We start from the raw sequence: 26,810 nt of genomic DNA on the forward strand, positions 1-26,810 counted from the left end.
CCCAAGGGATTGTGGAGCGTCCTATGCGTCCTCTGGTCGTGCCCCTGCTGTTGTTGCTGGCCTGGGCCAGCATGGCCCTTGGCGAGCCGCTGCCCGGCGATACCCGCCTGGTCCTGCACAAAGTGCGCTTCGAGGGTGGCACGGTCTATCCGCTGAGTGAGCTGCGCGAGCATTACCAGCCGCTGATTGGCCACACGATCTCGGTCAATGAGTTGCAGCAGTTTACCGAACGCCTGACCCAACGTTACCAGCGTGACGGCTACCCCCTGTCGTATGCCTACCTGCCGCCACAGGACCTTGCCGATGGCAGGGTGGAGGTGGTGCTGGTGGAAGGGTACGTTCAGGGCTACGAGTTGCTGGGTGATATAGGCCCGGCAGCGAGGTTCATCGAGCAGGTGATGGAGCGTTTGCAAGCTGAGCGGCCAATGACCCGTGAATCGCTGGAGCGCGCCATAGGCTTGCTACAGCGGCTTCCCGGGCTCACCGTGCAGGCTGAGTTGACAGCGGCGCAGGGGCGGGATGAAGCGAACCGCCTCAGGCTCCATGTGCAACGCAAACCGTTCGATGCCGCCTTGGCGTTGAATGAAGGTAGCCGGGATGATCCAGAGGCGCTGTTCACGCTTTCCAGCAATGCCCAGACACGCTATGTCGAACAGTTGACAGCGAGTTTCTTGCTACCCCTCGGTGATGCTCACACGCAATTTCAGCGCCTGGATTACAGCCAGTACCTGGACGCGCAGGGTAGCCAATTGTTGTTATCGGCGGCGCGCTTTCGCAGCGAGTCGGGCACCCGTATTCGGCTGGAAGACGGTACCGATTCGACCGAGCGCCGTAGAGGCGAGCGCTTTTCGCTCGGCCTCGGTCAAGCACTGAGGGTGGCGCCCGATGAGTGGATCAACCTGTCTGGGCGGGTTTACTCGATCACTGAGCATATCCAGTATCGGTCTGGTGCTCTGCGTGACAACGATTCCTATGTTCGCGCGTTGTCGTTCGAGGGCGATTGGCGCCAGGCTGCTGCTCGTCGCCAGCGCATCGTCAGTGCGGGTGTCTACCAGGGCCTGGACTACCTGGGGGCGCGCAGCGATGCCGACTACGACATGGACTTCTTGCGTTTTCGGGTGTCTGGCGTGCAGAGCGATCAGCTGTTCGGCAACTGGCAGGGTGTTGCCTCTGGGGCGCTGTACTGGAGTGACGACAGGCTCCCAGACAGTGAGCGGGCGGTGTTTGGCGGGCAGCAGTTCGGACGAGGTTACCCGCGTGACCAGGCGGCCGGCGACAAGGGCTGGGGGGTGGCTTACGAACTGAACTACAGCATCCAGCGGGGTGGCTGGCTGAAACGGGTGCAGCCTTATGCAGTGCTCGATGCCGCTGAGGCCTGGTACAACGGCGGGCCTTTCGAGGATGCGCACCTCAGTTCGGTGGCGCTGGGGGTGCGGCTGGGCTATGTGGCGCTGGAGGTGGCCAAGCCGCTGGCGGATGTTGCGCTGGATAGCCTGAACCGTGGGCCGCGGGTGATGTTCAGCTTCAGCTATCAACTGGAGTGATATGGCTCATGTCCCCTCGGCGACGCATCTTCTGTGGGAGCGGGCTTGCCCGCGAAGCAGCCGCCGCAGTGGATGGCACGGGCTTCGCCCGTGTTCGCGGGCAAGCCCGCTCCCACAGGGAATAGGCGAGCTTGATAACTTTGCGCAAGTCAGTGGGTGGTGAACCGCTGATGCACGGGCGATGAACTTGGCGTCAGCGCCAGCGCCAGCTGCGTGCGATTGTGCATATGGGTCAGGCGCAGCACTTGCGAGACATAGAGCTTGACCGTGTTCTCGGTAATCCCCAACTCGCAGGCGATCTGGTAGTTGGTCTTGCCCTTGCTCACCAGCCGGGCCACTTCCAGCTGGCGCGGCGACAGTTTCTCGAACGCGGCGGGCAGATCACTTTCGCTTTCTTCGACATCGCCGGCGCGGCGGTGAACGCCTTGGCCGCGGGCTTTTTCCAGGTCCTGATACAGCTCGTCGATGCACCCCGCCAAATCTTGCAGGCGCTGGTTGAGACTGCCCAGATCCCGGAAGTTGGCCTTGCGCTCCAGCAACACCTGCTCTTGACGGCGCACGCCTTCGAGCAGTTCGTCGAGGTCCATGGGTTTCTGGTAGTAGTCGGCAAAGCCCTCGCGCAGGGCGCGGATCACATCCTGCTTCTCCGCACGGCCGGTGAGCATGATCGCTTCGAACATGCGCTGGCGTCCGGCAACGTCCTTCAGCGCGCGGACCAGCTCGATGCCATCGCGCTCGGGCATGTGCAGGTCGCACAGCACCAGGCCAATGGCCTCATCGGCGAGATAGCGTTCAATGGCCTCATCGGTGGAGTGGGCGCGCACGCACGGGTGGCCCTGGCTTTCGAGATACTCGCACAACTGTTCGACGATCAGGGGCTGGTCATCGACCACCAGTACCTTCACCTCTGCGTTTGACTTGTTCACGATCAACTCCCTGTTGTTTGCGGCCCTGCTCCCGGGCCAGACGCTCTGGCAGCTTAACCATAGACGCTGCTGGCCAGCCTGTACAACGCATGTACAAGTTATCGGACAACCGAATTGGTCATTGGATCCATACTGCAGTCAGCAGGAAACCGGCCAGCACGTAGGGAACGAAGGCTTGTTTGTCACCCATTTCTTCGGTCAGCGCCTGCAGGCGCTTCTTTACTTTGGGGTTGGCCAAGGTCCATAGCCGCCGGCGCGTCAGTAACCACAGCAGCACACTGACGCCGGCGCCAATGAAGGTGCCGAGCACGTATTGCGGGCTGGTTGCCAAGGCTAGAGCGCCCATCAGCTTGACGTCATCGGCGCCAAAACGGCCGAGCATGTAGCCGGGCAGGGTCAGCAGCATGACGATCGCCAGTGCCCAGCCAGCATCGCTGGGGTCGGCGCCAATCCAGCTGTGGCCAGTGACGAACAACCAGACCAGGGCTGCTGCGGCGGCGCCCAGGGTCAGCAGGTCGGCGATCTGGCGCTGGCGGATATCTTGTTCAGTGCACAAGGCAAGCCACATCAGGAGAACAATGCTTTGCATTGGCAGGTCGCCATCCCTATTCGTTGAACACGTCTACCCGTTCAGTCAGGTTTCTTTCTCAGGGTAGACGCGATCTGACGAACGGGCTACGCAATGCTACTTGGCCCTGCCTGGTGGGTAATTGGACAGCACCTGGCCTACGGTCTTCTGGATGGCGCTGTTGCGTTCTTCGGGGCTTGGCGGGTAGTTGTTCATGATCTGTTCGGCACTGCCGCGCCAGACCAGCTTGCCATCGCGGCCGTCGAACAGGTCGACCTGGATGGTCGCCACCTTGTAGTCGACGCTACGTGTCTCGTTGTACATCGGCCCGCCCCAGTAGCCGCCCCAATAGCCACCCCAACCACCGCCGTAGTTGGTGGTGATCTGCTGCTGGCGCTGCTCGACGATCAGGTAGGCGCGCACCTTGAGGTCTGCCCTGGCATTGCCCTGGGCCGGGCGCAGGCCGCGCTGGTCGAGCTGGTCGGCGACGGCGGCGCGGATGCGCTGCTCGGTGAGGTCGCTCTTGATGCGTGGATCATCCGGGCGGTATTGCAAGCCCGGCTCTTGCCACGCCCAGCTGCGGTAAGCGGCGAAATCGCGGCTGGCGTCGAAATCCTGCTGGACGTTGTTGCTGGAGCAGGCCGCCAGCAACAACGCGAATGACAGTAGAACGAGGCGACGCAACATGATGGTTCTCCGTGAGTAGTTAACTGGGAGGATAGCCGCTGAGCGCCTTGTTTACCGATTCGCGCAAGGCGCTTTCGCGATCGCGCGGCGAGCCTTTGTCGCTGCCGCTTTCAGCGCTCGCGCTCCACACAGGCTGACCGTTGCGCGCATCGAACAGGTCGATGCGCACCACCATCACTTCAACTTCATAAGTGCGCACGATCGGCACGCTGCCATAGGCGCCGTAGCCGTTACGATAGCCGCCGACACCGACGCCGCCGTAGGGGTACGGGCCGTAGTAGGGATCGTAATAGTCATAGTCGCGCACCTGGCGCAAGCGCCGCTCAAGGCGTATGTCGGCGCTGACCAGCAGGTCGGCGGCGTTGCCCCGGGCCGGGCGCAGGCCATGCTGGTCGAGCGCGCCGCTGACGGCGTCGGCCAGCAGCGCCGGGTCGGCATCGGCCGTGCCGCTGGGCAGTTGGCCGCCACGCCAGCTCCAGCTGCGGTAGCGGCCATAGTCGCGTGGCGCTGCCGGGTAGGCACTGGCGTCAAACGTTGCAGCCGCCTGTGGCGGGGCCGGTGGCAGCGGTCGGCTGCTGGCGACATAGGGATTGCTGCCCTGGCAGGCGCACAGGGCGAGCGGCAACAAGGCCAGGCACAGCAGGCGGTACGGCATGAATTCCTCCCGGCGGGCGGGTCAGCGGGGGCGGCACATCCAGTGCAGGTAGCGGCCGAGCCCGGCAAAGCTTGGGTGACGGCGGTGGGCCAGTTCCATTTCCAGCAGGTCGAGCAACTCGGCCTTGGCCTGGAAGTCCTTGGGCATGTAGTCGTGGAACACCCTCACGCCACTTTCACTTTCGACTTGCCAGATAGGCTCAAGTTGCGCCTTGAGCTCGCGCGGATCAAGCGGTTTCTGTGGCGTGAGGCTCTGCTTTTCACCTTCCAGGCGGTTGCTGCGCAACTTGCGGAAATGGCCCTTGAGCAGGTTGCGATACACCAGCGCATCGCGGTTGTAGAACGCCAGCGACAGCCAGCCGCCGGGTGCGGTCAGCTGGTGCAGCACCGGCAGGATGCTTTCGGGTTCGGCAAGCCATTCGAGCACGGCGTGGCACAGTACCAGATCGTAGGGCTCGGTGAGCTGGCCAAGCAGGTCCTGCCAGGGCGCCTGGATGAACGTGGCCGGCTGGCCGGCTTCGGCGAAGCGCGCCCGGGCACCTTCGAGCATCGGCGCGGCCGGTTCGGCCAGGGTCACATGGTGGCCGCGCTGGGCCAGCCACAGGGCCATGTGGCCAAGCCCGGCGCCGATATCGAGCACACGTAGCGGGCGGTCGGGCAGGGCGTCGGCGAGGTCGGCCTGGAGCACGGCCAGGCGAATGGCACCCTTGGCGCCGCCGTAGATCTTCTCGGCGAAGCGGGTGGCCAGCTCATCGAAGTGACGGTCATTCATTTTGCGAAGCGCCTTTCAGAGTCGGCCAGCTTGGCCCGTACCACTTGCTCCATGTCCAGGCCCAGTTCACTGCACAACAGCAGCAGGTAGAGCACGACGTCGCCCACCTCCTGGCCGGCGTGGGCGAGTTTGTCTGCAGGCAACTGGCGCGATTCGTCCTCGCTGAGCCACTGGAAGATTTCCACCAGCTCGGCCATTTCCACGCTGGCGGCCATGGCCAGGTTCTTCGGGCTGTGGAAGCCGCGCCAGGCGTTGTTGTCACGGATCTGGTGCAGGCGTTGAGTGAGTTCTTGCAGGTTCATCGGGGCTCTCCTAATGCTGCATAGCTTCGGCGGAGGCCTGTTGCAAAGCAAGCGTAATTGGGGCCGCTGCGCGACCCATTCGCGGGGCAAGCCCGCTCCCACAAATACAGCGCGGTCCTTGTGGAAGCCTGTCTTGCTTAAGATTTATAAAGTTGTGCGGTCCCTGTGGGAGCGGGCTTGACCCGCGAAGACGGCCTAAAGCTCAGCCCATCCCCCGACCATGTGCAGCAGTTCGCCGTGCCCATCCAGGCGCAGCTCACCGGCAGGCCCAGCCCCGCTGGCGCTCAGCACCACCTCGGAGGGCAACCGCACCGGCTTGCGGAAATCCACCTCGAAGGCATAGCCACTGTTCGGCAGGTGCCCGCGCAGTGCGGCCAACGCCATGGCCTTGCTCCACATGCCGTGGGCGATCGCCTTGGGGAAGCCGAACAGCCGAGCACTGGCGGCGCTCAGGTGAATCGGGTTGTAGTCGCCGCAGACCTTGGCGTAGCGCCGGCCGACGTCACTGTCGGCGTACCAGCGTGTCGCCTCGGGCAACGGCTCGGGCTCGCGTTCCTCACCTTGTTCGGGCTGGCCGTCGAGCTTCAAGCCGCGCACCAGCATGCGGCTGGTTTCGCGCCACAGCAGACCAAGGCCATCCTCGGCTTCGGTGACCAGGTCAAAGGTCCCGCCCTTGGGATGCGGTTGCAGGTTGTCGGCATGCACCGCGAAGCGCAGCCCATCGATGCCACCCAAGGGGCGCAACACCTCGATGCGGTTGTCCAGGTGCACAAGGCCCAGCAACGGGAACGGGAAGTCGTGGGCCGTCAAAAGCTGCAACTGCAAGGTGAAGGCCATGACGTGCGGATAGGTGCCCGGCAGGCGGCCATCTTCGGTGAAGTGGCAAAGCCGCCGGTACGCGGCGAGGTTGTCGGACTGTACGCGAATGAAGCAGCGCAGACCGTCTGCGGGTAGCGTGTCGCCGCTGATCTTGCGCTTGCTGGCCGCGCGCAGGTAAAGGCTGGCGCGCGAGTCGGGGCTGTGCAGGTCGTGCCAGTGCCGATTCATGTTCATGCCCCCATCAATGCCTGGCCACACACGCGCAGCACCTGGCCGCTGACCGCGCCGGAACCTGGCTGGCTGAGCCAGGCGATGGCCTCGGCGACATCTTGTGGCCGCCCGCCCTGGCCCAGCGAGCTCAAACGCCGTCCGGCTTCGCGCAGGCCCATGGGCATGGCGGCGGTCATGTGGGTCTCGATGAAGCCGGGCGCTACGGCATTGATGCTGCCGCCGCGTTCGGCGAGCTTCGGTGCCCACGCCTGGGCGAAGCCGATCAACCCGGCCTTGCTCGCGGCATAGTTGGCCTGGCCGCGGTTGCCGGCGATGCCGCTGACCGAGGCCAGCAGGGTGATGCGTGCGTCCTCGCCCAGCGCGCCCGCGTCGAACAAAGCCTGGGTGAGCACCTGTGGCGCCTTGAGGTTGACCGCCATCACGGCGTCCCAGTAGTCCGGGGTCATGTTGGCGAGGGTCTTGTCACGCGTGATGCCGGCATTGTGTACGACGATGTCGATGTCGTCGGGCAAGGCTTGCAGCAACTGTGCAGCGGCATCGCCCGCGCAGATGTCCAGCGCCAATGCTTTACCGCCCAGGCGCGCGGCGAGAGCGTCGAGGTCTTGTTGTGCTTGAGGCACGTCCAGCAGCATCACCTCGGCACCATCGCGGGCCAGGGTTTCGCCGATGGCGGCGCCAATGCCGCGCGCGGCGCCGGTCACCAGCGCGCGTCGGCCGGCGAGTGGGCGGGTCCAGTCCTCGACCTGACTGGCGCAGGCTTGCAGGCGCAGGACCTGGCCAGAAATGAACGCACTCTTGGGCGACAGGAAGAAGCGCAAGGCGCCCTCCAGCTGATCATCGGCACCCTCGTCGACATACAGCAGCTGGGCCGTCGCGCCGTTGCGCAGCTCTTTGGCCAAGGAACGGCTGAAGCCCTCCAGCGCACGTTGGGCGACGCTGGCCAATAGGTCGTCGATACCTTCGGGCGCACGGCCGAGAATCACGATATGCGCGCAGGGCGCCAGGCTGCGCAGCAAGGGCTGGAAGAATTCGCGCAACTGCTTGAGCTCGTCGCTGTCGGACAGATGACTGGCATCGAACACCACGGCCTTGAGCTTCGGGCCTAAACCTGCGACCCAGGCGGGCGCCTGCAGGCCGTCACCATTGAAACTGTAGAGTTCGTCGGTCAGGCGCGCAGCAATGGTTTCGACTGTGCGCGCCAGCGGCCCGCCGCCCATGACCAGCGCGCCCTCCACCGGACGCAGACGGCCTGCCTGCCAGCGCTCCAGCGGTGCCGGGCTTGGCAGCCCGAGGGCATCGACGAGGCGGCGGCCGAGGTTGGAGTTGGCAAAGCCGAGATAGCGGTCGCTCATGTGCGGGTCTCCCTGTAGGCAAGCATGCAGTGTGGACCAACTTTGTGGCAGGGTCGTTCGAATGCGGTAAAAACACCTAGGCTGTTCGGATCTAATTGTTTCAGGAGGAAGCCACGCATGCGTTCACTTCGCCGGGTCGCGATTCTGGGCGGCAATCGAATTCCCTTCGCCCGCTCCAACGGCGCTTACGCCACTGCCAGCAACCAGGCGATGCTCACGATCACCCTGGAAGGTCTTGTCGAGCGTTATCGTCTGCACGGGCTGCGCTTGGGAGAAGTGGTGGCAGGCGCGGTGCTCAAGCACTCGCGTGACATGAGCCTCACTCGCGAATGCGTGCTCGGTTCGCGCCTGTCGCCGCAAACGCCGGCCTACGACATCCAGCAGGCCTGCGGAACGGGCCTGGAAGCGGCGCTGTTGGTGGCCAACAAGATTGCCCTGGGGCAGATCGACAGCGGCATTGCCGGCGGCGTCGACACCACGTCCGATGCGCCGATCGCGGTCAACGAGGGGCTGCGGCGCATCCTCCTGCAGGCCAACCGTGGCAAGACGTTGGGCGAGCGGCTCACGCCCTTTGCGCAACTGCGCCCCGGCCACCTGAAGCCTGAGTTGCCACGCAATGGCGAGCCACGCACCGGTCTGTCGATGGGTGAGCACTGCGAGCGCATGGCGCAAACCTGGAAGATCGGCCGCGCCGAGCAGGACGAACTGGCACTGCTCAGCCATCAGCACCTGGCGGCGTCGTATGTCGAAGGCTGGCAGGACGACCTGCTCACGCCGTTTCTAGGCCTGAGCCGCGACAACAACCTGCGGCCAGACCTGACCCTGGAGCAGTTGAGCAAGCTCAAACCGTCCTTCGACCGCAGTGGTCAGGGCACGCTGACGCCAGGCAACTCCACACCGTTGACCGATGGTGCGTCATTGGTGCTGCTGGCCAGCGAGGAGTGGGCTGAGGCCCAGGGATTGCCGGTGCTGGCCTACCTGGTCGATGGCGAAACCGCTGCAGTGGATTTCGTCAGAGGCCAGGAGGGCCTGCTGATGGCGCCGGTGTACGCCGTGCCGCGGCTGCTGGCTCGCAATGGCCTGAGCCTGCAGGACTTCGACTACTACGAAATCCACGAGGCCTTCGCCGCCCAGGTGCTGTGCACGCTCAAGGCCTGGGAGGATGCCGACTACTGCCGTGAGCGCCTGGGGCTGGAGGCACCGCTGGGTGCCATCGATCGCAGCAAGCTCAACGTCAAGGGCAGTTCGTTGGCGGCCGGGCACCCGTTTGCGGCGACCGGGGGGCGGATTCTGGCCAACCTGGCCAAGCTGCTGGCCACGGCGGGGAAGGGCCGAGGGCTGATTTCGATTTGCGCGGCGGGTGGGCAAGGGGTGACGGTTATCGTCGAGCGCTGAGAAACCCAAGCAGCGCGGTGGTAGTCTTGTCTGCTGAAAACTACAAGAAACCACTATGTCGACTGTCGGACATCCCCGCGCCATCCCCGCTCTGGACCATCTGCCCAGGCCGCTGTATGCCCGCGCAGAAAGCCTTGGTGCGGGATCCTGGACCACTCGCCATTGCCATGACTGGGTGCAGTTCTCGTATGCCATCAGTGGCGTATTGGGTGTGTATACCCGCGACGGCAGTTATTTCGCGCCGCCGCAGTGGGGGGTGTGGATACCGGCGGATGCCGAACACGAAGTGGTCACCTCCGGGCAAGCCGAGATGCGTAGCCTGTACGTGCGTCGCGATGCCTGCCCATGGGCTTCGGCGCATTGCCGGGTGCTTGAGGTGACGCCGCTGGCACGCGAGCTGATCAAGGCGTTCTGCCTGTTCCCGGTGGATTACCCGGAAGGCGACAGCAACGAAGCCCGTCTGGTCGGCGTGCTGCTCGATCAGTTGCGAACCTTGCCTGAGGTAGGTTTTTCTCTGCCGCTGCCACGCCACCCAGGTTTGCTGGCATTGTGCAACGGCCTGATTGCCGAGCCGGATCAGCAGCAGACGCTGCAGCAGTGGGCATTGGAGCTGGGTTGCTCGGAGAAGACCCTGATGCGCTTGTTCCAGCGTGAAACCGGGCTGAGCTTCCGCAACTGGCGCCAGCGCATGCGACTGTTGTCGTCGCTGGCATTGCTTGAGGCGGGGGAAAGTGTGACAGAGGCGGCGTTGGGCTGTGGTTATGATTCGACCTCAGCTTACATCGCCGCCTTCAAGCAGTTGTTTGGCTCAACTCCAGGTGAGCTGAGGCTGTAGTCAGTGCCGGCCTCTTCGCGGGGCAAGCCCGCTCCCACAGGTATATGCAAAACCCTTGTGGGAGCGGGCTTGCCGAGACGTCGGACCGCCCGCGAAGAGGCCGGCGCGTAAAACATCAGGTCCGGAAGCGCCGCACCAGCGCATCCAGCTCGTTGGACAACCCGGCCAGGCTCTGCGAATCCTGTCGCGCCGCCTGAGCAAGATCGGCCACCAGCTGTGCATCGCCGTGAATCTGGCTGATATGGCGGTTGATGTCCTCGGCCACCTGATGCTGCTCTTCCGCCGCAGTGGCGATCTGCGTGTTCATGTCGCGGATGATGTCCACCGACTCGCGGATCTGGCCAAAGCTGTCGCGTGCCAGGCCAATGCGGCTGACCGACTGCTGCGACACTTCAAGGCTGGCATGCATCTGCTCGGCCACTTCCGCCGTGCGGCTGGCCAGGTTGCCGAGCAGGCCATCGATCTCGGCGGTGGAGTCGGCGGTGCGTTTGGCCAGGGCCCGCACCTCGTCGGCAACCACGGCAAAGCCCCGGCCCTGTTCGCCTGCGCGGGCGGCTTCGATCGCCGCGTTCAGGGCCAGCAGGTTGGTCTGTTCGGCAATCGAGCGAATGGTGCCGAGGATCGACTGGATGGCGTTGCTGTCGCGCTCCAGTTGCTGGATCGACTGCGCCGACTGTTCGATTTCCTGGCTCAGCCGGTCGACGCTGTTCACCGCCGCATCGATCTGCTGCTGGCCTTCACGGGCCTGCTGCTGGCCGCTGTCGGCCGACTGCGCGGCCTGGCTGCAGGAGCGGGCGACCTCGTTGGCGGTGGCGACCATTTCGTGAAACGCAGTAGAGACCATGTCCACGGCCTCCCGCTGGCGCCCGGCGGCCTCGGCCATATCGCCGGAAACCTGGGTCGAGCGGGTGGAGGTGGCGAGGATGTTGCCGGCAGCCGCGCCGATGTGCTGGATCAGGCTGCGGATGGCACCGAGGAACTGGTTGAACCAGCTGGCCAGTTGCGCGGTTTCGTCGCGGCCACGCACGTCGAGGTTGCGGGTCAGGTCGCCTTCGCCCTGGGCGATGTCTTCCAGGCCGCTGGAGACGCTGTTGATCGGGCGCACGATGTGCTTGGCGAAAGCGGCGCCAACCACGGCGAACAAGGCGGCGAGAATCAGCGCGATGCTGCCCACCAGCCAGGTCAGGCGGATGGTGGTCTGCATCACTTCGCTTTGCTGGATCAGGCCGATGAAGGTCCAACCGAGCTTCTCGTCGGGATAGATGTTGGCCATGTAGCGCACGCCGCCGAGCTCGACTTCGACCAACCCTTTGCCGGCCTTGGCCAGCTCTGCGTAGCCGTCACCGAAGCTGGCCAGCTGCTTGAAGTTGTGGCTGGCATCGCGTGGGTCGACCATCACGTTGCCGTTGTTTTCCATGAGCATCAGGTAGCCGCTTTCGCCCAGTTTGATCTGCTTGACGATTTCGGTCAGGCCCTTGAGGGAAACGTCGATGTTCACCACACCACCTGGGTTACCCAATTGGTTGGCCACGGCGCGCACGGTGCTGACCAGCACGGCGTCGTCGGCGGCCCAGTAGTAGGCGCCGGTGCGCAGCGTCTTGCCGGGGTTGGCCATGGCCAGCTGATACCAGGGGCGCGGGCGCGGGTCGTAATTGGTGAACTTCTGGCCGGCGGGCCAGCCGACGTAGCCACCGTCACTGACTCCGTAGGAAACGTAGGCATAGCCAGGGTGGGATTCTGCCAGGCGGGTGAAGAATTCCAGCAGTTGCTTGTCCTGCTCGCCCAGCTCGTAGGAAGGGTTGGCGCTCATGAACTTGTTCAGGTTGCTGCCCGTGGCGGCGACCATCGGTTGGGAGGCCAGGTAGGCGACATTCTGGTCGATGCCCTGGAAGAAAATGTCCATCGCGTTGCTGACCTGGCGAATTTCCCGGCTGCTGCTGTCGAGAAAGCCTTCGCGGGCTTCACCCCGCAAGTTGATGACCACCAGCGTGGCCACAAGGACGATGGGCAACGCGGCGATCACCGCGAAGGCCCAGGTCAGTTTCTGTTTGATATTCATCGACGCTCCCGGAATTATTTTTTTCGATACGCGAGGCAGGTACATCTGCATCGGCATCGGCCGGGATTTTTTGAGCGAAAATGCCCATATTCATTGAGCGAAGTCGCATTTGGTGACTATTCGGTCGGGTTTAGGCTAATACGGCATACCAAAGGGTTGTCGGCGTGTTCGACTGCGTCAGTGACAGCACTCGCCGCCGTTCGCCAGGTCTTTGAGAATCGGGCAGTCGGGCCGGTCGTTGCCCTTGCAGTGGGCAACCAGTTCGCCCAGCGTGTCCCGCAGGCTGACCAGTTCCTCGATGCGCCGGTTCAGCTCATCGATGTGCTGCAAGGCCAGCGCCTTGACGTCGGCACTGGCGCGTTTCCGGTCCTGCCAGAGGGTCAGCAGCTTGCCCACTTCCTCCAGAGAAAACCCCAAATCGCGCGAGCGCTTGATGAAGGCCAGGCTGTGCAGGTCTTCCGGCTGGTACAGGCGGTAGCCGCTGTCGCTGCGGGTGGCCGGCTTGAGCAGGCCGATGGACTCGTAATAGCGGATCATCTTGGTGCTGAGCCCGCTGCGGCGGGCGGCTTGGCCGATGTTCATCGGGCCTCCTGCGAGGTGCTGGTGGGTTGCCAGGTTTTCAGCCACAGGGCATTGCTCACCACGCTGACGCTGGACAGCGCCATGGCGGCGCCGGCGAGCACTGGGTTGAGATAGCCCAGCGCGGCCAGAGGGATGCCGACGAGGTTGAAGATAAAGGCCCAGAACAGGTTCTGGCGAATTTTCGCATAGGTCTTGCGGCTGATTTCCAGGGCGGCCGGTACCAGACGCGGGTCGCCGCGCATCAAGGTGATGCCAGCGGCCTGCATGGCCACATCGGTGCCGCCGCCCATGGCGATGCCGATGTCGGCGGCGGCCAGGGCCGGGGCATCGTTGATGCCGTCGCCGACCATCGCCACCACGCCGTGCTTTTTCAGCTCGGCCACGGTGGCGGCCTTGTCGGCGGGCAGCACTTCGGCGTGTACGTCGTCGATGCCGAGGGCCTCGGCCACCACCTTGGCGCTGCCACGGTTGTCACCGGTCAGCAGGTGGCTGCTGATGCGTTGCTGGTGCAGGGCGGTGATCGCCTGTCCGGCACCGGGCTTGAGGCTGTCACCGAAGGCGAACAGGCCAATGACTCGGGGCTGCGCGCCACGCTCGATGAGCCATGACAGGGTACGGCCTTCGGCCTCCCATTCCTGGGCTCTGCCTGCCAGCTCGCCGGGATGCAGGCCGCTTTCGTCGAGCAGGCGGCGGTTGCCCAGCGCCAGGTCGCGGCCTTCCACAAGGCCTGCGATACCCCGCCCAGTCAGCGACTGGCTGTTGGCCACTTCGGGAACAATCAGGCCTTGCTCGCTGCAGGCATCCAGTACGGCCTTGGCCAATGGATGTTCGCTGCCGCGTTGCAAGGCACCGGCGAGGCGATGCAGTTCGCCGGTATCACCCGTCACCGCTTGGCTATGCAACACACGTGGGCTGCCAGAGGTGAGCGTGCCGGTCTTGTCGAACACCACACGGTTCACCGCATGGGCGCGCTCCAGTGCTTCTGCGTCTTTGATCAGAATACCGTGACGTGCCGCGACACCGGTTCCGGCCATGATCGCTGCTGGCGTGGCCAGGCCCAGGGCACAAGGGCAGGCAATCACCAATACGGCAACGGCGTTGATCAGCGCGGTCTCCAGCGGCGCGCCGGCCAGCCACCAACCGACGAGGGTGATCAAGGCGATGACCAGCACGGCGGGGACGAATACGTGGCTGACCCGGTCCACCAGTTTCTGGATCGGCGCCTTGGCCGCCTGGGCGTCTTCGACCAGGCGGATGATCCGGGCCAGCACGGTTTCGGTGCCCAGCGCCCGTGTGCGAACCAGCAACCGACCTTCGCCGTTGATGGCGCCACCGGTCACGCTGTCGCCGGGCTGCTTGGGCACCGGCAGGCTCTCGCCGCTGATCAGGGCTTCGTCGGCGTGGCTGCTGCCTTCTTCCACTTCGCCATCGACCGGGAAGCGCTCACCAGGCTTGACCAGCACCAGGTCACCAAGCCGCAGTTGGGCAATTGCGACATCTTCCTCACGGCCATCGACCAGTCTGACCGCGCGCTCGGGGCGCAACGCTTCGAGCGCGCGGATGGCACTGGCGGTCTGGCGTTTGGCGCGGCTTTCCAGGTATTTGCCCAGCAACACCAGGGCGATGACCACCGCCGACGCTTCGAAGTACAGGTGCGGGGCTGTGCCGGCCGGGGCCTGGGCCCATTGGTACAGGCTCAGGCCATAACCGGCACTGGTGCCCAGCGCCACCAGCAGGTCCATGTTGCCGGCACCGGCGCGCACGGCCTTGTAGGCCGCCACATAGAAGCGTGCGCCAAGAATGAACTGCACCGGTGTGGCCAGCAGGAATTGCGCCCAGGCCGGCAACATCCAGTGAAGGCCGAACGGTTGTACGACCATCGGCAGCACCAGTGGCAGGGCCAGCAACAGGGCAGCAGCGACCGCCAGGCGCTCTTTACGCAGGCGGCGCTGAGCTTCTTGTTGGTCGTCGTTGGCTGACTGCGGCAGGCTGGCGCTGTAGCCGGCTTTCTCGACAGCTTCGATCAGCGTGCTGTCATCCAGCGCTTGCAATACCTCCAGATGGGCGCGTTCGCTAGCCAGGTTGACGCTGACTTGCTCGACGCCTGGCAGTTTGCCGAGGGCGCGTTCGACACGGCCGACGCAGCTGGCGCAGGTCATGCCGCCGACCTGCAACTCCACGGTGCGGGTCGGCACGCCGTAACCCGCGTCACGCACGGCGTCGACCAGGGCGGGCAGGCTGTCGGCCGGGGCCTGGACCCGGGCCTGTTCGGTGGCGAGATTGACGCTGACGTTGTCAGCGCCGCTGACCTTGCGCAGGGCGCGCTCGACACGGCCAGCACAGCTGGCGCAGGTCATGCCGGAGATCGGCAGGTCGAAAGTGGTGGATGCAGGCATGGGCTCTCCTCCTTGGACAGGCCTTCAGCATCAACCTTGCCATGTGGGGAAGGTCAATACTCCAGATTGGCGCGTCTGAGCTCCAGCCCATTGTGGCCCATGGCAATGCGGTATTTGTTGATCTGCCCCGCCTGCAGGTTCAGCCGGGTGCTGCGCTGGTCCTCGATGCCGGGAGCGCAGCCGGGCATCTGCCCCGGCAGCAGGCGCAAGCGCACGTCGACCGGGCCGGGCGGCAGGTTGAACGAAGTCGACTGTTCCTGAAACACGCGCCCGGAAAGCTGATCGTTGAGGTACACGCCGATTTCACAACTGGTGGCTACTTCCAGGCGCTCCCGCGAAATGATCAGCACGCTGTAGTCCGAGTTGCCCTCGGCGCTGGCCGGCGGCACAACGGCCAGTGCGGCCAATAGCCCGACAACGCTCACTGCTGCCCTGAACATGAAGTATCTCCTGCTTGCCAAATCGTCAAAGGCGCAGCTTGGCCGAGGTTTGCCTGGATTTCCAGCCCGGCCGTTGCAGGCAGAACTTGACCTTGCCCCGATGGCAAGCTTGAAACTGCGCAAAACCCTGAATGAGGTGCTACCGATGCAAGTGTTCAATGTACAAGGCATGACCTGTGGCCATTGCGTGAAAGCGGTGACGCGCGCGGTGCAGGAGCAGGACGCAACGGCTCTAATTGAAGTCGACCTGGCGGGCAAACAGGTGCGCGTGCAAAGCGCGCTGGCTGCCGAGCAACTGTTGGCGGCGATACGTGAAGAGGGTTATCAGGCCGAAGTGGCGTGAGGCCAGGGGTCGCTTGGCGGCCCTGTTTTGTTGCAAATGTTTTCATACTGATGGCGTCCACTGCAGGTAAACTTATGCGCTTGCTTAGCCTGCTATGGATTCCTGATGAACCTGAGAATGGTGCTGATCCTGGGTGCACTCAGTGCGTTCGGGCCCTTGGCGATCGACTTCTACCTGCCCGCCTTCCCGGCAATGGCGCAGGCGTTCGCCACTGATGAAAAACATGTCCAGACCACTCTGGCCGCTTACTTCCTTGGCCTTTCGCTAGGGCAACTGGCCTATGGTCCGGTGGCAGACCGCTTTGGCCGGCGTAAACCGCTGCTGTTTGGCGTTGGGCTGTTTACCTTGGCCTCGCTGGCCTGTGCCTACGCGCCCAACCTCGACACACTGATCCTGGCGCGCTTCGTTCAGGCCCTGGGTGGCTGTGCCGGCATGGTGCTGTCGCGGGCGATCGTCAGCGACAAGTGCGACCCGGTAGCCTCGGCCAAGGTGTTCTCGCAGTTGATGCTGGTGATGGGGCTGGCGCCGATCCTCGCGCCGATGCTCGGTGGCGTGCTGGTGAACCTGGCCGGGTGGCAGTCGATCTTCCTGGCCTTGAGCCTGTTCAGCGCTGCCTGCCTGGTCGCAGTCGGGCTTGGGCTACCGGAGAGCTTGCCCACCCATATGCCACGCCAACCGCTCTCGGGTGCAGTGCGCCAGTATCTGCGGCTTTTCGCCGATCGCGTGTTCGTAGGGCATGCGCTGACGGGGGGGATTGCCATTGCCGGGATGTTTGCCTACATCGCCGGGTCGCCTTTCGTTTTCATCAAGCTCTATGGCGTCCCAGCCGAGCATTACGGCTGGTTGTTTGGCACCAACGCAGCGGGCTTCATTCTCGTGGCGCAAATCAATGCACGCCTACTGGCCAAACGCGGTCCTGCCTTCCTGCTGGTGCGCGCAGTCTGGTTGTATCTGGCAGCAGGGCTGGTGCTGCTCGGGGTGGCTGCCCTGCGGCCGGCGCAACTGTGGCCATTGCTGGTGCCGCTGTTCGTCTGCATAGCCAGCCTGGGCTGCATCATTCCCAATGCATCGGCCTGTGCCATGAGCGGCCAGGGCGCACGGGCCGGCAGCGCCTCGGCGCTGATGGGCTGCCTGCAGTTCAGCGTTGCCGCGGGTGCGGCGGCGTTGGTGGGCCTGCTGCACGATGGCAGTGCCGTGCCAATGACCTTGGTGATCAGTTTGTGTGGGGCACTGGTGGTCAGTGTCGCGCTGCTGACCCGGCGCTTGCAGGCCAGGCGTTCGGCATGAGCGAGTGAGGGGCCTGCAGGCGGGTTTCCAGGGTAGCGACGAAGGCGCGTGCTTCGGCCTCGCTGCGGAAACTCACCACGTGCTGGTCGAGCTGCACTTGCCAAGGGCATTTGGGATTACGGTTCGACGCACTGACGACAATCTTCATCGCGGCATACCTCCGAAGGGTGGGGTGAGCGGATCAAGTGTAGCGCTGTGCGATCCCTGCGCCACGGCCTGAAGCGGAGTTCTGACTGACGGTTGCGACACCGCTTGACGGCCTGTTCGAAACATTCAGATGCAATGTCTGAGGGGTAAGGAAGAGTCTGCTTCTTTTGCGCGAATTTTGGTGCAGTGCTGCCGGTAGAGTCTCTGGCAGCCCTGGGTAACGCTTCCTAGTACGTTGCCGCTTCCCGCTTGCTTACAGCCGTTTTGCCTTTCATCGCCCCTGCAGCCTACATCTGCAAATGGTGCGAGGGTGGCCCTACCCAAGTGCTTTTTGCAGGCGTGCGGCTGCCTGCGCGGCTGCCGGAGAAGGCGATAGTGCGGCTTATACTGGCCCGTGACAGGCCGGCAGCTGCTTGGCTGGCAAGCGCTATTGCCAAGGTTGGCCAGTGAAAATCACATGGGGTTTTGCAGGGAGTGGAAGGGACATGAATACAGTCAGCAGTATCAGTCAAATCGCCGGCCTGATGGCCGACCCCAAGCGCAGTGCAATGTTATGGGCGTTGATCGATGGCATCCCACGACCGACCGATGAGCTGGCAGTGATGGCCGGGTTGACCTCATCCTCGGCCTGCGCACATCTGTCATTGCTGTCCTCGGCAGGTCTGCTCAGGCTGGAAGCGCGTGGGCGAAAACGCTACTTCAGGCTGGCGACGCCCCAGGTAGGTGCGGCGGTTGAAGCCTTGGCCAGCGTACAGCTCGGGCGTGACAAGGGTGGGCGGACGGCACCTTTGCAACTGCCGATGTCGATGCGTCGGGCACGTCGTTGTGGGGATCATCTGGGGGGAGAGCTGGCAGGTGAGCTGTATCACCGGTTAGTGGTTGCAGGTTGGCTGGAAGGTAACGAACAGCAACTGATGGTCAGCGAAGAGGGGCGCATGCAGTTGGCGAATATTGGCGTCTACATCGATGCGCTGGCACCGCGTCAGAAGCGCAGCTGCGTCATTTGCCATTGCAATGAGTGGAGCGATCAAGGGCCGCATCTGGGTGGCAGCCTGGGGCGGGCCTTGCTCAGCCTGTTTCTGCAGTCAGGCTGGATTCGCGAAGCCGAAGACACGCGGGCGTTGCAGATCACTGCGCTGGGAGTACAGCAGATCAATCGCATTGCCCGCGTGCAGACGTTGCAGGTGGGTTAACCGCTACGCCGTTACGGCTTGACTAGGCGTGCGTCCAGGCTGTTCTGCGCCAGTCTGCGAGCCTGGTCTTCGGTCATGCCCAGGTGGGTGTGCAGGGCATGGAAGTTCTCGGTCACATAGCCGCCGAAGTAGGCCGGGTCGTCAGAGTTCACCGTTACCTTCACGCCACGCTCGAGCATGTCGAGGATGTTGTGCTGGCTCATGTGGTCGAACACGCAGAGCTTGGTATTGGACAACGGGCATACGGTCAGCGGGATCTGCTCATCGATGATGCGCTGCATCAGGCGCTCGTCTTCAATGGCACGTACGCCGTGGTCGATGCGCTTGATCTTGAGCAGGTCGAGGGCTTCCCAGATGTATTCGGGTGGGCCTTCCTCGCCGGCATGGGCTACCGCTACGAAGCCTTCGTTGCGGGCACGGTCGAAGACGCGTTGGAATTTGCTAGGCGGGTGGCCTTTTTCCGAACTGTCCAGGCCGACTGCGATGAACGCGTCGCGGAAAGGCAATGCCTGATCGAGGGTTTTCTGAGCCTCGTCTTCGCTCAGGTGGCGCAGAAAGCTAAGGATCAGCCCGCTGCTGATACCCAGTTGTTCGCGGCCATCCTTGAGTGCCTTGTCGATGCCGTTGAGCACGACTTCAAATGGGATGCCGCGGTCGGTGTGAGTTTGCGGGTCGAAGAATGGCTCGGTGTGGATGACGTTCTGCGCCTTGCAGCGCTGCAGGTAGGCCCAGGTCAGGTCGTAGAAATCCTGCTCCGTGCGCAACACGTCCGCGCCCTGATAATAGAGGTCGAGAAACTCCTGCAGATTGTTGAAGGCGTAGGCGCTGCGCAGGGCTTCGACGTCGTTCCAGGGGAGGGCGATCTTGTTGCGCTCGGCCAGGGCGAACAGCAACTCGGGTTCCAGCGAACCCTCGAGGTGCAGGTGCAGTTCGGCCTTGGGCAGGGCATTGAGCCAGTCATACATAGGGGGATGTCTCGAATCAGGTACGGTTGCCGGCATTCTACAGCGCCTGGCCGGGCATTGCGCCCGGCTGGTCGCCAATCGGCTCACCAAGTGAGCGATTCGCCCTTGTAGTTGATAAAGTGCAGGCCGCCGTTGCCGCTCTGCGCCTTGATCTGATCGAGCATGCCGCGGGTGCTGGTGAGCACGTCGATTTCGGCGTTTTCACCACCCATGTCGGTCTTCACCCAACCTGGGTGCATGGCCAGCACGCAGAGATCGGGGCGCTGCAGGCCGACGATGAAGCTGTTGACCATCGAATTCAGTGCCGCCTTGCTGGCTTTGTACAAGGGGATTTCGCCGCCGTCGGGGATGGTGACGCTGCCCAGGATCGAGCTCATGAACGCCAGCACGCCACTGCCTTCACGTATCTGACCGGCCAGGCGCTGGGCTACGCGGATCGGTGCCACGGCGTTGGTCATGAACAGGCTGCCGATGTCTTCGGGCTTTACGGTTTCAATGTCTTGCGGCAGTGGGCCCATGATTCCGGCATTGACGAACACCAGGTCGAAAACCTGGCCGTTCAAGCGCTGCTTCAGTCCGTCGAGTTGCGCGGTGTCATTCATTTCCAGCTGTTCGATGTGGACACCCGGCACATCCTTCAGGCCGCCGGGGTTCTTCGGGTCACGAACCGTGGCAGTGATGTTCCAGCCGTCTTCCTGCAGGCGTTGCACCAAACCCAAGCCAAGCCCGCGAGAGGCGCCGATGATGAGGGCAGTTCTTGAAGTTGCCATTGGAACATTCCTTTATCGGTGTTGAGAAAAGGAAGCCAGCATACTGCAGGTCATGGAAGTACGCCCAGATCGCACCTGCCTAAAAAATGATCACTGGCGTTTGGCCTTGCGAAGACGGGCGCTTGGCTGGGTGGCTAACGGGTTATCCACAGGGTGGTCCACAGTTAATGTGTGCAAGGTACTTCTTGGCTGCGGTGACTTCTGCTTGACACATTGGGGATAACTCCCCATGACTCAGTGCTTTACGCTTGTCATCAAACAGTGATCAAAATATGCTCAATGCTCTGGAGGCCTTGATGAGCTTGGGCTACACAAGATTGCCCCAAGCTTATCCACAGGCAGGCCCACAGTACCTGTGAGCAACCGTCAGCAGGCTTCGAGGAGAATGCGGCCGCGGCTGAGGTCCGCCAGTTGCTGCTGCAACACGCCAATATGCGCGAGACCAACAGCGATCTGCAGGTCAACGCCATTGGCGGTGAACTGTTCATCCAGCACCAGGCCATCGACCTCTGCCAAACGCAATTTCACCAGCGCCAATTCGCTGAAGCTGCAACTGCAGCAATACTCGCTGCGTTGCACCAACAGCCTTTTCGGCGCCTGCTGCAGGCACTTGTTGGCACCGCCGCCATACGCCCGAGCCAAACCACCAGTGCCCAGCTGGATGCCGCCGTACCAGCGAATCACCAGCACCACCACCTGGTCGCAGTCCTGGGCTTCGATGGCTGCCAGGATCGGCCTGCCGGCCGTGCCGCCAGGCTCGCCGTCATCGTTGCTGCGATATTGTCCGCCCAGCTTCCATGCCCAGCAGTTGTGCGTGGCCGCCAGGTCGCTATGGCGTTCGATGAAGCTCATCGCTTCGGCGGCGCTGGTGATCGGGCCCGCAAACGTGATGAAGCGGCTCTTGCGGATGTCCTCGCGAAACTCGCAGAGGTCGAGCAGGGTAGAGGGCATAAATAGATGTCAGGCGATCGGCTTGATGCCGCACCCCTTGAGAATGATGTGGATAAGGTTGTTGCTCGCGTCCTCCATGTCCTGCTTGGTCAGACGACTGCGGCCGGTCACCTGGCAGATCTGGGTAGCGAAGTCGGCGTAGTGCTGGGTGCTGCCCCACAACAGGAAGATCAGGTGCACCGGGTCGACCGGGTCCATCTTGCCCGCTTCGATCCAGGCCTGGAATACCGCGGCCCGGCCACGGAACCACTCGCGGTAGTCGGCGCTGAAGTACTCGGTCAGGCAGGTACCGCCGCTGATCACCTCCATGGCGAAGATGCGTGAGGCCTGCGGATTGCGCCGGGAAAATTCCATTTTAGTGCGGATGTACTGGCTCAGCGCCGCAGCGGGGTCGTCCTCGACGCTCAAGGCGTTGAAGGTGCTGTCCCACAGTTCGATGATGTTGCTGAGCACGGCGATGTAGAGGCCGAGCTTGTTGGTGAAGTAGTAGTGCAGGTTGGCCTTGGGTAAACCTGCTTTAAGCGCAATGGTATTCATGCTGGTGCCCTTGAAGCCATGGCGGGCGAATTCGTCTTCGGCGGCCTGGATGATGGCCTGCTCGTTCTTCTGGCGAATGCGGCCGGCGGGCTTGCCCGAGGCGGGAGGGCGATGCGCAGGGACTTCTAGGGTCATGGACGGTTCCGTACGGGTCTGTGGCAACGGATGTCGGACAAGATTACCTGCCTGTGCACAAGTGACAAGCATTAGCGTCACAAGCAGGCATCAGCGTGTCGCAGCCAGGCTATCTAGAAAGCTTTCCAGCACCAGATTCGGCCGTCGGCCTTTGCGTGTTACCCAGCTCAGGCTCAGGTCGTAGAAGCGCTGGTCGGGTTTGAGTGCGCGCAGGCGGCCTTGCTGAACCCAAAAGCTCGCATAGTGGTCCGGCAGATAGCCGATATAGCGGCCGGTCAGGATCAGAAACGCCATGCCTTCACGGTCAGAGGCACTGGCGGTGCAGTTCAGTACCTGATAGTGGGCCTGGATATCGGCCGGCAAACGGAAGGTCGGCGCAATCGCTTCCTGGCCGTTGAGGCGTTCATCGATGATCTGCTGGTCATCGGCGTAGAACAGCGGGTGGCCGACCGCGCAGTAGAGCAGCGAGCGTTCGCTGTACAGCGGCTGGTATTCCAGGCCAGAGAGTGGGCTGGTCTGTGGCACCACGCCGACATGCAGGCTACCGTCGAGCACGCCTTGCTCGACCTGGCTGGGCGCGATCATGCGGATCTGGATGCGCACCTCAGGGCCGCGGTCCTTGAGCTCGGCCAGGGCATGGGTGATGCGCATGTGGGGGAGGGTCACCAGGTTGTCGGTCAGGCCGATATTCAGCTCGCCGCGCAAATGCTGATGCAGGCCGTTGACTTCGGTGCGAAAGGTTTCCAGCGCACTGAGCAGTTGCAGCGCCGAGTGATAGACCTCGCGGCCTTCTTCTGTCAGCGAAAAGCCGGCGCGCCCGCGCTGGCACAGACGCAGGCCGAGGCGCTGTTCAAGGTCGTTCATTTGCTGACTGATGGCCGAGCGACCGATGCCCAGCACGTTTTCAGCGGCCGAGAAACCGCCGCATTCAACTACGCTTCGGTAGATTTTCAGCAGGCGGATGTCGAAATCGCTGACTTGTGCCAGAGGGTCGGGGCGTCGGCTCATAAGTTTAGTCTTGTACTACCTGAAGATTAGAAATGCAGGCTTTTCCAGACTTTATCCGCATGCCAACTTAGCTGCAACAACAGCCATCGTTGCCTAATCGTCTTTCGAGGAACCGCCGATGAACATGCCCGAAACCGCCACCGCCGGTATCGCCAGCCAGCTCAAGCTGGATGCGCACTGGATGCCCTACACCGCCAACCGCAACTTCCATCGCGACCCACGCCTGATCGTGGCAGCCGAAGGCAATTACCTGGTCGACGACAAAGGGCGCAAGATCTTCGATGCCCTGTCCGGTCTGTGGACCTGCGGCGCCGGGCATACTCGCAAGGAGATTGCCGACGCAGTCACGCGTCAGCTCAATACCCTCGACTACTCCCCAGCTTTTCAGTTCGGCCACCCGCTGTCGTTCCAGCTGGCCGAAAAGATCACCGAGCTGACACCGGGCGATCTGAACCATGTCTTCTATACCAACTCCGGTTCCGAGTGCGCCGACACCGCGCTGAAAATGGTCCGTGCCTACTGGCGCCTTAAAGGTCAGGCCACCAAGACGAAGATTATCGGCCGCGCGCGTGGTTATCACGGTGTGAACATCGCCGGCACCAGCCTGGGCGGCGTCAACGGCAACCGCAAGATGTTCGGTCAGTTGCTCGACGTCGACCATCTTCCGCACACCGTGTTGCCGGTGAACGCCTTCTCCAAGGGCCTGCCGGAAGAGGGCGGTATTGCTTTGGCAGACGAGATGCTGAAGCTGATCGAACTGCACGATGCCTCGAACATCGCCGCAGTGATCGTCGAGCCGCTGGCGGGTTCTGCCGGTGTACTGCCTCCGCCGAAGGGTTATCTGAAACGCCTGCGTGAAATCTGCACCCAGCACAACATCCTGCTGATCTTCGACGAAGTGATCACCGGTTTCGGCCGGATGGGCGCCATGACCGGCGCCGAAGCCTTCGGCGTCACCCCGGACCTGATGTGTATCGCCAAGCAGGTCACCAACGGCGCCATCCCGATGGGCGCGGTGATCGCCAGCAGTGAGATCTACCAGACCTTCATGAACCAGCCGACCCCGGAATATGCCGTGGAATTCCCACACGGCTATACCTACTCGGCGCACCCGGTCGCCTGCGCCGCCGGTATCGCCGCGCTCGACCTGCTGCAGAAGGAAAACCTGGTGCAATCGGCTGCCGAACTGGCACCTCACTTCGAGAAGCTGCTACACGGCGTCAAGGGCACCAAGAACGTCGTCGACATCCGCAACTACGGCCTGGCCGGGGCGATCCAGATCGCTGCCCGCGACGGTGATGCCATCGTCCGTCCATACGAGGCTGCGATGAAACTGTGGCAAGCCGGCTTCTATGTTCGCTTCGGTGGCGACACCCTGCAATTCGGCCCAACCTTCAATACCCAGCCGCAGGAACTGGACCGCCTGTTCGACGCGGTCGGTGAAGCGCTGAACAAGGTCGACTGATCTTTCCGAATTTGACGTAAGGCGCGTGAGCCGATTGCGCGCCGGTATCAACCTTCTTTATCTGGAGTTTTCATGAGCATTGTTCAGCACCTGATTCACGGCGAGCTGGTTACCAAGGGCGAGCGCACCGCCGATGTCTTCAACCCATCGACGGGCCAGGCGATACGCAAGGTCGAGCTGGCCAGCCGTGCGACCGTGCAGGAAGCGATCGACTCGGCCAAGGCTGCCTTCCCGGCCTGGCGCAATACCCCACCGGCCAAGCGCGCCCAGGTGATGTTCCGCTTCAAGCAACTGCTGGAGCAGAACGAAGCGCGCATCTCGCAGATGATCAGCGAAGAGCATGGCAAGACCCTGGAAGACGCCGCCGGAGAACTGAAACGTGGCATCGAGAACGTCGAATTCGCCTGCGCGGCGCCGGAAGTGCTGAAGGGCGAGTACAGCCGCAACGTCGGCCCGAACATCGACGCCTGGTCCGACTTCCAGCCGCTGGGCGTGGTGGCCGGTATCACCCCGTTCAACTTCCCGGCCATGGTCCCGCTGTGGATGTACCCGCTGGCCATTGCCTGCGGTAACGCCTTTATCCTGAAACCGTCCGAGCGTGACCCTAGCTCGACCTTGTTCATCGCCCAATTGCTGCTGGAAGCCGGCCTGCCGAAAGGCATCCTCAACGTCGTGCATGGCGACAAGGAAGCCGTGGACGCGCTGATCGAGGCGCCAGAAGTGAAGGCGCTGAGCTTCGTCGGCTCGACCCCGATCGCCGAGTACATCTATGCCGAAGGTACCAAGCGCGGCAAGCGCGTGCAGGCCCTGGGCGGCGCGAAGAACCATGCGGTGCTGATGCCGGATGCCGATCTGGACAACGCCGTCAGCGCGCTGATGGGGGCGGCATACGGCTCGTGTGGCGAGCGTTGCATGGCGATTTCCGTGGCGGTGTGCGTGGGTGACCAGGTTGCCGATGCACTGATTGCCAAGCTGGAGCCGCAGATCAAGGGGCTGAAGATCGGCGCTGGCACTTCTTGTGGCCTGGACATGGGGCCGCTGGTAACCGCCGCAGCCCGGGACAAGGTGGTCGGTTACATCGAAGACGGTGTTGCGGCTGGTGCCAGGCTGGTGGTGGATGGCCGTGGCTTGCGCGTAGCGGGTAATGAAGATGGTTACTTCGTCGGTGGCACCTTGTTCGATAAGGTGACCCCTGAAATGCGTATATATAAAGAAGAGATCTTCGGCCCCGTGTTGTGCGTGGTGCGTGTGAACAGCCTGGAGCAGGCCATGCAACTGATCAACGATCACGAGTATGGCAACGGCACCTGTATCTTCACCCGTGACGGTGAGGCCGCGCGGTTGTTCTGTGACGAGATCGAAGTGGGCATGGTTGGCGTCAACGTGCCGTTGCCGGTGCCGGTGGCGTACCACAGCTTTGGTGGGTGGAAGCGCTCGCTGTTTGGTGACCTGCATGCATATGGTCCGGATGGGGTACGTTTCTATACTCGTCGCAAGGCGATTACCCAGCGCTGGCCGCAGCGTGCGAGCCATGAGGCGTCGCAGTTTGCATTCCCTAGCCTTTAAGGGATGAAGTGAAGAGGGGAGGCCGAAAGGCCTCCCCGCTTTGTTTTTTTTGGGCGTTGCTGGCGGGTGCTTGTCTTGAGGTTTTTTTCGTTCTTGAGATCGAGCGCCGCCCGCGCGGCGCATCGCGGATAAAATCCGCTCCTACGTTTGTTTCCGGCCAATTATGTCTGTGAGATTTGCGCGCGGCCGCCTTGGTGCCCCACGCGATACCGAGTCGTACAAACAAGGCGGTCGCGCGCGTCTGTCACTGACGTTACTGGCCGGAAACAAACGTAGGAGCGAGCGTTGCTCGCGATGCGCCGCGCGGGCGGCGCTCGATCTCATGGACGCAGATGGCGCCACGGCGAGCGAGAAATATTTCAATCAAATGAAATTAACCCTTGACCCCCTCTCGATTCCCCTTATAATGCGCCCCACTTCCAGCGACATCGGAACAACAAACTCCTTGAGATTCAATGAGTTAGATGATCCAAACGATGCTGAAAGGGCTACGATCGAATGATCGCAAGCGGTTGAAAAGGTGGTTGACAGCGCTTCTAAACGCTGTAGAATTCGCCTCCCGCTACGAGAGATCGCAGCGAGCCAAGTGTTTGAAGCTAAACGAGTTTCTCGCAAAAAACTTCAAAATAAACGCTTGACAGGCTCTGAGGAAAGCGTAGAATGCGCGCCTCGGTTGAGACGAAAAGCTCTTAACCAAACGCTCTTTAACAAATTGAATCAAGCAATTCGTGTGGGTGCTTGTGAGTACGGACTGATAGTCAAAAAGATTATCAGCATCACAAGTGGCCATGCGAGAAATCACATAGTCATTTGAGATTGCTGAGCCAAGTTTAGGGTTTCTTAAAAACCCAAGCAGTATTGAACTGAAGAGTTTGATCATG

26 protein-coding genes and 2 pseudogenes are annotated in these 26,810 nt (G+C 62.6%); 8 read left to right on the top strand and 20 right to left on the bottom strand.

Annotated features, from left to right (window positions below; translation table 11 throughout):
• Window positions 1-23: 23 nt before the first annotated feature.
• Window positions 24-1,544: a ShlB/FhaC/HecB family hemolysin secretion/activation protein gene (locus ACIPZF_RS07315; RefSeq protein WP_400797037.1), complete on the top strand. Its 1,521-nt coding sequence runs from the start codon at window positions 24-26 to the stop codon at window positions 1,542-1,544.
• A 149-nt stretch (window positions 1,545-1,693) separates the two neighbouring features.
• Here ACIPZF_RS07315 and ACIPZF_RS07320 read toward each other — a convergent pair whose 3' ends face one another.
• The 8 genes from ACIPZF_RS07320 to ACIPZF_RS07355 all read right to left on the bottom strand — a co-directional run bounded on the left by ACIPZF_RS07320 (window position 1,694) and on the right by ACIPZF_RS07355 (window position 7,855).
• On the bottom strand, window positions 1,694-2,476 hold the full coding sequence (locus ACIPZF_RS07320) for a response regulator (protein WP_400797039.1): 783 nt from the start codon (window positions 2,474-2,476) through the stop codon (window positions 1,694-1,696).
• A gap of 112 nt (window positions 2,477-2,588) precedes the next feature.
• A complete protein-coding gene (locus tag ACIPZF_RS07325; protein ID WP_400797042.1) occupies window positions 2,589-3,059 on the bottom strand; it encodes an A24 family peptidase in 471 nt (156 codons plus the stop codon).
• A 96-nt stretch (window positions 3,060-3,155) separates the two neighbouring features.
• The gene (locus ACIPZF_RS07330) at window positions 3,156-3,725 is read right to left on the bottom strand and encodes a DUF4136 domain-containing protein (protein ID WP_400797045.1); all 570 of its coding nucleotides are present in this window, start codon (window positions 3,723-3,725) and stop codon (window positions 3,156-3,158) included.
• A 19-nt stretch (window positions 3,726-3,744) separates the two neighbouring features.
• The gene (locus tag ACIPZF_RS07335) at window positions 3,745-4,380 is read right to left on the bottom strand and encodes a DUF4136 domain-containing protein (RefSeq protein WP_400797048.1); all 636 of its coding nucleotides are present in this window, start codon (window positions 4,378-4,380) and stop codon (window positions 3,745-3,747) included.
• A gap of 21 nt (window positions 4,381-4,401) precedes the next feature.
• Window positions 4,402-5,151: a methyltransferase gene (locus ACIPZF_RS07340; RefSeq protein WP_400797050.1), complete on the bottom strand. Its 750-nt coding sequence runs from the start codon at window positions 5,149-5,151 to the stop codon at window positions 4,402-4,404.
• The gene (locus ACIPZF_RS07345) at window positions 5,148-5,453 is read right to left on the bottom strand and encodes a MazG-like family protein (RefSeq protein WP_400797053.1); all 306 of its coding nucleotides are present in this window, start codon (window positions 5,451-5,453) and stop codon (window positions 5,148-5,150) included. Before ACIPZF_RS07345 ends, ACIPZF_RS07340 begins: the two co-directional genes overlap by 4 nt.
• Before the next feature lie 195 nt (window positions 5,454-5,648).
• A complete protein-coding gene (locus ACIPZF_RS07350) occupies window positions 5,649-6,500 on the bottom strand; it encodes a MaoC family dehydratase (protein ID WP_400797147.1) in 852 nt (283 codons plus the stop codon).
• Window positions 6,501-6,502: 2 nt separating this feature from the next.
• Window positions 6,503-7,855, bottom strand: a complete 1,353-nt coding sequence (locus ACIPZF_RS07355; protein ID WP_400797056.1) for a 3-oxoacyl-ACP reductase — start codon at window positions 7,853-7,855, stop codon at window positions 6,503-6,505.
• 117 nt (window positions 7,856-7,972) lie between these two features.
• Between ACIPZF_RS07355 and ACIPZF_RS07360 the strand changes: the two genes are divergently transcribed.
• Window positions 7,973-9,250, top strand: coding sequence for an acetyl-CoA C-acetyltransferase (locus ACIPZF_RS07360; protein WP_400797059.1), 1,278 nt, complete (start codon window positions 7,973-7,975; stop codon window positions 9,248-9,250).
• Between the two features lie 55 nt (window positions 9,251-9,305).
• Entirely contained in the window at window positions 9,306-10,085 is a 780-nt protein-coding gene (locus ACIPZF_RS07365) for an AraC family transcriptional regulator (protein WP_400797062.1), read from the top strand.
• Between the two features lie 115 nt (window positions 10,086-10,200).
• On the opposite strand, the gene ACIPZF_RS07370 is transcribed toward ACIPZF_RS07365, so the two are convergent.
• The 5 genes and pseudogenes from ACIPZF_RS07370 to ACIPZF_RS07390 form a co-directional block, all read right to left on the bottom strand.
• Window positions 10,201-10,968, bottom strand: coding sequence for a methyl-accepting chemotaxis protein (locus ACIPZF_RS07370; protein WP_400797150.1), 768 nt, complete (start codon window positions 10,966-10,968; stop codon window positions 10,201-10,203).
• 90 nt (window positions 10,969-11,058) lie between these two features.
• A pseudogene (locus ACIPZF_RS07375) lies at window positions 11,059-12,201 on the bottom strand (cache domain-containing protein); the annotation flags it as partial.
• Window positions 12,202-12,321: 120 nt separating this feature from the next.
• Window positions 12,322-12,726: a Cu(I)-responsive transcriptional regulator gene (cueR, locus tag ACIPZF_RS07380; protein WP_400797065.1), complete on the bottom strand. Its 405-nt coding sequence runs from the start codon at window positions 12,724-12,726 to the stop codon at window positions 12,322-12,324.
• Window positions 12,723-15,122: a heavy metal translocating P-type ATPase gene (locus tag ACIPZF_RS07385; RefSeq protein WP_400797068.1), complete on the bottom strand. Its 2,400-nt coding sequence runs from the start codon at window positions 15,120-15,122 to the stop codon at window positions 12,723-12,725. Before ACIPZF_RS07385 ends, cueR begins: the two co-directional genes overlap by 4 nt.
• A gap of 53 nt (window positions 15,123-15,175) precedes the next feature.
• The gene (locus ACIPZF_RS07390) at window positions 15,176-15,562 is read right to left on the bottom strand and encodes a hypothetical protein (RefSeq protein WP_400797071.1); all 387 of its coding nucleotides are present in this window, start codon (window positions 15,560-15,562) and stop codon (window positions 15,176-15,178) included.
• 145 nt (window positions 15,563-15,707) lie between these two features.
• Between ACIPZF_RS07390 and ACIPZF_RS07395 the strand changes: the two genes are divergently transcribed.
• Both ACIPZF_RS07395 and ACIPZF_RS07400 read left to right on the top strand, forming a co-directional pair.
• Window positions 15,708-15,905: a heavy-metal-associated domain-containing protein gene (locus ACIPZF_RS07395; RefSeq protein WP_400797074.1), complete on the top strand. Its 198-nt coding sequence runs from the start codon at window positions 15,708-15,710 to the stop codon at window positions 15,903-15,905.
• 105 nt (window positions 15,906-16,010) lie between these two features.
• Window positions 16,011-17,192 (top strand): multidrug effflux MFS transporter, encoded by a 1,182-nt coding sequence (locus tag ACIPZF_RS07400; protein WP_400797076.1) that lies wholly within the window; start codon window positions 16,011-16,013, stop codon window positions 17,190-17,192.
• Here the strand turns inward: ACIPZF_RS07400 and ACIPZF_RS07405 are convergent.
• Entirely contained in the window at window positions 17,143-17,340 is a 198-nt protein-coding gene (locus ACIPZF_RS07405) for a hypothetical protein (RefSeq protein WP_400797079.1), read from the bottom strand. The two genes, ACIPZF_RS07400 and ACIPZF_RS07405, sit on opposite strands and share 50 nt — an antisense overlap.
• Window positions 17,341-17,824: 484 nt before the next feature.
• Between ACIPZF_RS07405 and ACIPZF_RS07410 the strand changes: the two genes are divergently transcribed.
• Window positions 17,825-18,532: a transcriptional regulator gene (locus ACIPZF_RS07410; protein WP_400797081.1), complete on the top strand. Its 708-nt coding sequence runs from the start codon at window positions 17,825-17,827 to the stop codon at window positions 18,530-18,532.
• An 11-nt stretch (window positions 18,533-18,543) separates the two neighbouring features.
• On the opposite strand, the gene ACIPZF_RS07415 is transcribed toward ACIPZF_RS07410, so the two are convergent.
• The 5 genes from ACIPZF_RS07415 to ACIPZF_RS07435 all read right to left on the bottom strand — a co-directional run bounded on the left by ACIPZF_RS07415 (window position 18,544) and on the right by ACIPZF_RS07435 (window position 22,898).
• Window positions 18,544-19,497, bottom strand: coding sequence for an adenosine deaminase (locus ACIPZF_RS07415; protein WP_400797083.1), 954 nt, complete (start codon window positions 19,495-19,497; stop codon window positions 18,544-18,546).
• An 83-nt stretch (window positions 19,498-19,580) separates the two neighbouring features.
• Complete coding sequence (locus ACIPZF_RS07420) at window positions 19,581-20,267, bottom strand: SDR family oxidoreductase (RefSeq protein WP_400797086.1); 687 nt, start codon at window positions 20,265-20,267, stop codon at window positions 19,581-19,583.
• Window positions 20,268-20,633: 366 nt separating this feature from the next.
• Window positions 20,634-21,218, bottom strand: a complete 585-nt coding sequence (locus ACIPZF_RS07425) for an IMPACT family protein (protein WP_400797089.1) — start codon at window positions 21,216-21,218, stop codon at window positions 20,634-20,636.
• A 9-nt stretch (window positions 21,219-21,227) separates the two neighbouring features.
• Window positions 21,228-21,890 carry a TetR/AcrR family transcriptional regulator gene (locus tag ACIPZF_RS07430; RefSeq protein ID WP_400797092.1) on the bottom strand — a complete coding sequence of 221 codons (663 nt, stop codon included), beginning with the start codon at window positions 21,888-21,890 and terminating at the stop codon, window positions 21,228-21,230.
• Window positions 21,891-21,980: 90 nt separating this feature from the next.
• Window positions 21,981-22,898 carry a LysR family transcriptional regulator gene (locus ACIPZF_RS07435; RefSeq protein ID WP_400797095.1) on the bottom strand — a complete coding sequence of 306 codons (918 nt, stop codon included), beginning with the start codon at window positions 22,896-22,898 and terminating at the stop codon, window positions 21,981-21,983.
• Between the two features lie 118 nt (window positions 22,899-23,016).
• Between ACIPZF_RS07435 and ACIPZF_RS07440 the strand changes: the two genes are divergently transcribed.
• Together ACIPZF_RS07440 and ACIPZF_RS07445 are read left to right on the top strand one after the other, a co-directional pair.
• Window positions 23,017-24,363, top strand: a complete 1,347-nt coding sequence (locus ACIPZF_RS07440; RefSeq protein WP_400797097.1) for an aspartate aminotransferase family protein — start codon at window positions 23,017-23,019, stop codon at window positions 24,361-24,363.
• A gap of 72 nt (window positions 24,364-24,435) precedes the next feature.
• On the top strand, window positions 24,436-25,929 hold the full coding sequence (locus tag ACIPZF_RS07445) for a CoA-acylating methylmalonate-semialdehyde dehydrogenase (protein WP_400797100.1): 1,494 nt from the start codon (window positions 24,436-24,438) through the stop codon (window positions 25,927-25,929).
• A gap of 562 nt (window positions 25,930-26,491) precedes the next feature.
• Here the strand turns inward: ACIPZF_RS07445 and ACIPZF_RS07450 are convergent.
• Window positions 26,492-26,810: pseudogene (locus tag ACIPZF_RS07450) on the bottom strand (hypothetical protein); the annotation flags it as partial.

It is taken from the genome of Pseudomonas sp. NPDC089752 (assembly GCF_044748725.1).
Taxonomy (GTDB): domain Bacteria; phylum Pseudomonadota; class Gammaproteobacteria; order Pseudomonadales; family Pseudomonadaceae; genus Aquipseudomonas.

Excerpts from the sequence above, each read along its gene's own strand:
- ACIPZF_RS07425 (WP_400797089.1), bottom strand. The coding sequence starts at position 21,218 with ATGCCCTCTACCCTGCTCGACCTCTGCGAGTTTCGCGAGGACATCCGC.
- ACIPZF_RS07330 (WP_400797045.1), bottom strand. The coding sequence starts at position 3,725 with ATGTTGCGTCGCCTCGTTCTACTGTCATTCGCGTTGTTGCTGGCGGCC.
- ACIPZF_RS07395 (WP_400797074.1), top strand. The coding sequence starts at position 15,708 with ATGCAAGTGTTCAATGTACAAGGCATGACCTGTGGCCATTGCGTGAAA.
- ACIPZF_RS07435 (WP_400797095.1), bottom strand. The coding sequence starts at position 22,898 with ATGAGCCGACGCCCCGACCCTCTGGCACAAGTCAGCGATTTCGACATC.
- ACIPZF_RS07350 (WP_400797147.1), bottom strand. The coding sequence starts at position 6,500 with ATGAATCGGCACTGGCACGACCTGCACAGCCCCGACTCGCGCGCCAGC.
- ACIPZF_RS07325 (WP_400797042.1), bottom strand. The coding sequence starts at position 3,059 with ATGCAAAGCATTGTTCTCCTGATGTGGCTTGCCTTGTGCACTGAACAA.
- ACIPZF_RS07315 (WP_400797037.1), top strand. The coding sequence starts at position 24 with ATGCGTCCTCTGGTCGTGCCCCTGCTGTTGTTGCTGGCCTGGGCCAGC.
- ACIPZF_RS07410 (WP_400797081.1), top strand. The coding sequence starts at position 17,825 with ATGAATACAGTCAGCAGTATCAGTCAAATCGCCGGCCTGATGGCCGAC.
- cueR (WP_400797065.1), bottom strand. The coding sequence starts at position 12,726 with ATGAACATCGGCCAAGCCGCCCGCCGCAGCGGGCTCAGCACCAAGATG.
- ACIPZF_RS07335 (WP_400797048.1), bottom strand. The coding sequence starts at position 4,380 with ATGCCGTACCGCCTGCTGTGCCTGGCCTTGTTGCCGCTCGCCCTGTGC.
- ACIPZF_RS07420 (WP_400797086.1), bottom strand. The coding sequence starts at position 20,267 with ATGGCAACTTCAAGAACTGCCCTCATCATCGGCGCCTCTCGCGGGCTT.
- ACIPZF_RS07440 (WP_400797097.1), top strand. The coding sequence starts at position 23,017 with ATGAACATGCCCGAAACCGCCACCGCCGGTATCGCCAGCCAGCTCAAG.
- ACIPZF_RS07430 (WP_400797092.1), bottom strand. The coding sequence starts at position 21,890 with ATGACCCTAGAAGTCCCTGCGCATCGCCCTCCCGCCTCGGGCAAGCCC.
- ACIPZF_RS07445 (WP_400797100.1), top strand. The coding sequence starts at position 24,436 with ATGAGCATTGTTCAGCACCTGATTCACGGCGAGCTGGTTACCAAGGGC.
- ACIPZF_RS07405 (WP_400797079.1), bottom strand. The coding sequence starts at position 17,340 with ATGAAGATTGTCGTCAGTGCGTCGAACCGTAATCCCAAATGCCCTTGG.
- ACIPZF_RS07340 (WP_400797050.1), bottom strand. The coding sequence starts at position 5,151 with ATGAATGACCGTCACTTCGATGAGCTGGCCACCCGCTTCGCCGAGAAG.
- ACIPZF_RS07370 (WP_400797150.1), bottom strand. The coding sequence starts at position 10,968 with ATGGCCGAGGCCGCCGGGCGCCAGCGGGAGGCCGTGGACATGGTCTCT.
- ACIPZF_RS07400 (WP_400797076.1), top strand. The coding sequence starts at position 16,011 with ATGAACCTGAGAATGGTGCTGATCCTGGGTGCACTCAGTGCGTTCGGG.
- ACIPZF_RS07345 (WP_400797053.1), bottom strand. The coding sequence starts at position 5,453 with ATGAACCTGCAAGAACTCACTCAACGCCTGCACCAGATCCGTGACAAC.
- ACIPZF_RS07390 (WP_400797071.1), bottom strand. The coding sequence starts at position 15,562 with ATGTTCAGGGCAGCAGTGAGCGTTGTCGGGCTATTGGCCGCACTGGCC.
- ACIPZF_RS07355 (WP_400797056.1), bottom strand. The coding sequence starts at position 7,855 with ATGAGCGACCGCTATCTCGGCTTTGCCAACTCCAACCTCGGCCGCCGC.
- ACIPZF_RS07360 (WP_400797059.1), top strand. The coding sequence starts at position 7,973 with ATGCGTTCACTTCGCCGGGTCGCGATTCTGGGCGGCAATCGAATTCCC.
- ACIPZF_RS07415 (WP_400797083.1), bottom strand. The coding sequence starts at position 19,497 with ATGTATGACTGGCTCAATGCCCTGCCCAAGGCCGAACTGCACCTGCAC.
- ACIPZF_RS07385 (WP_400797068.1), bottom strand. The coding sequence starts at position 15,122 with ATGCCTGCATCCACCACTTTCGACCTGCCGATCTCCGGCATGACCTGC.
- ACIPZF_RS07365 (WP_400797062.1), top strand. The coding sequence starts at position 9,306 with ATGTCGACTGTCGGACATCCCCGCGCCATCCCCGCTCTGGACCATCTG.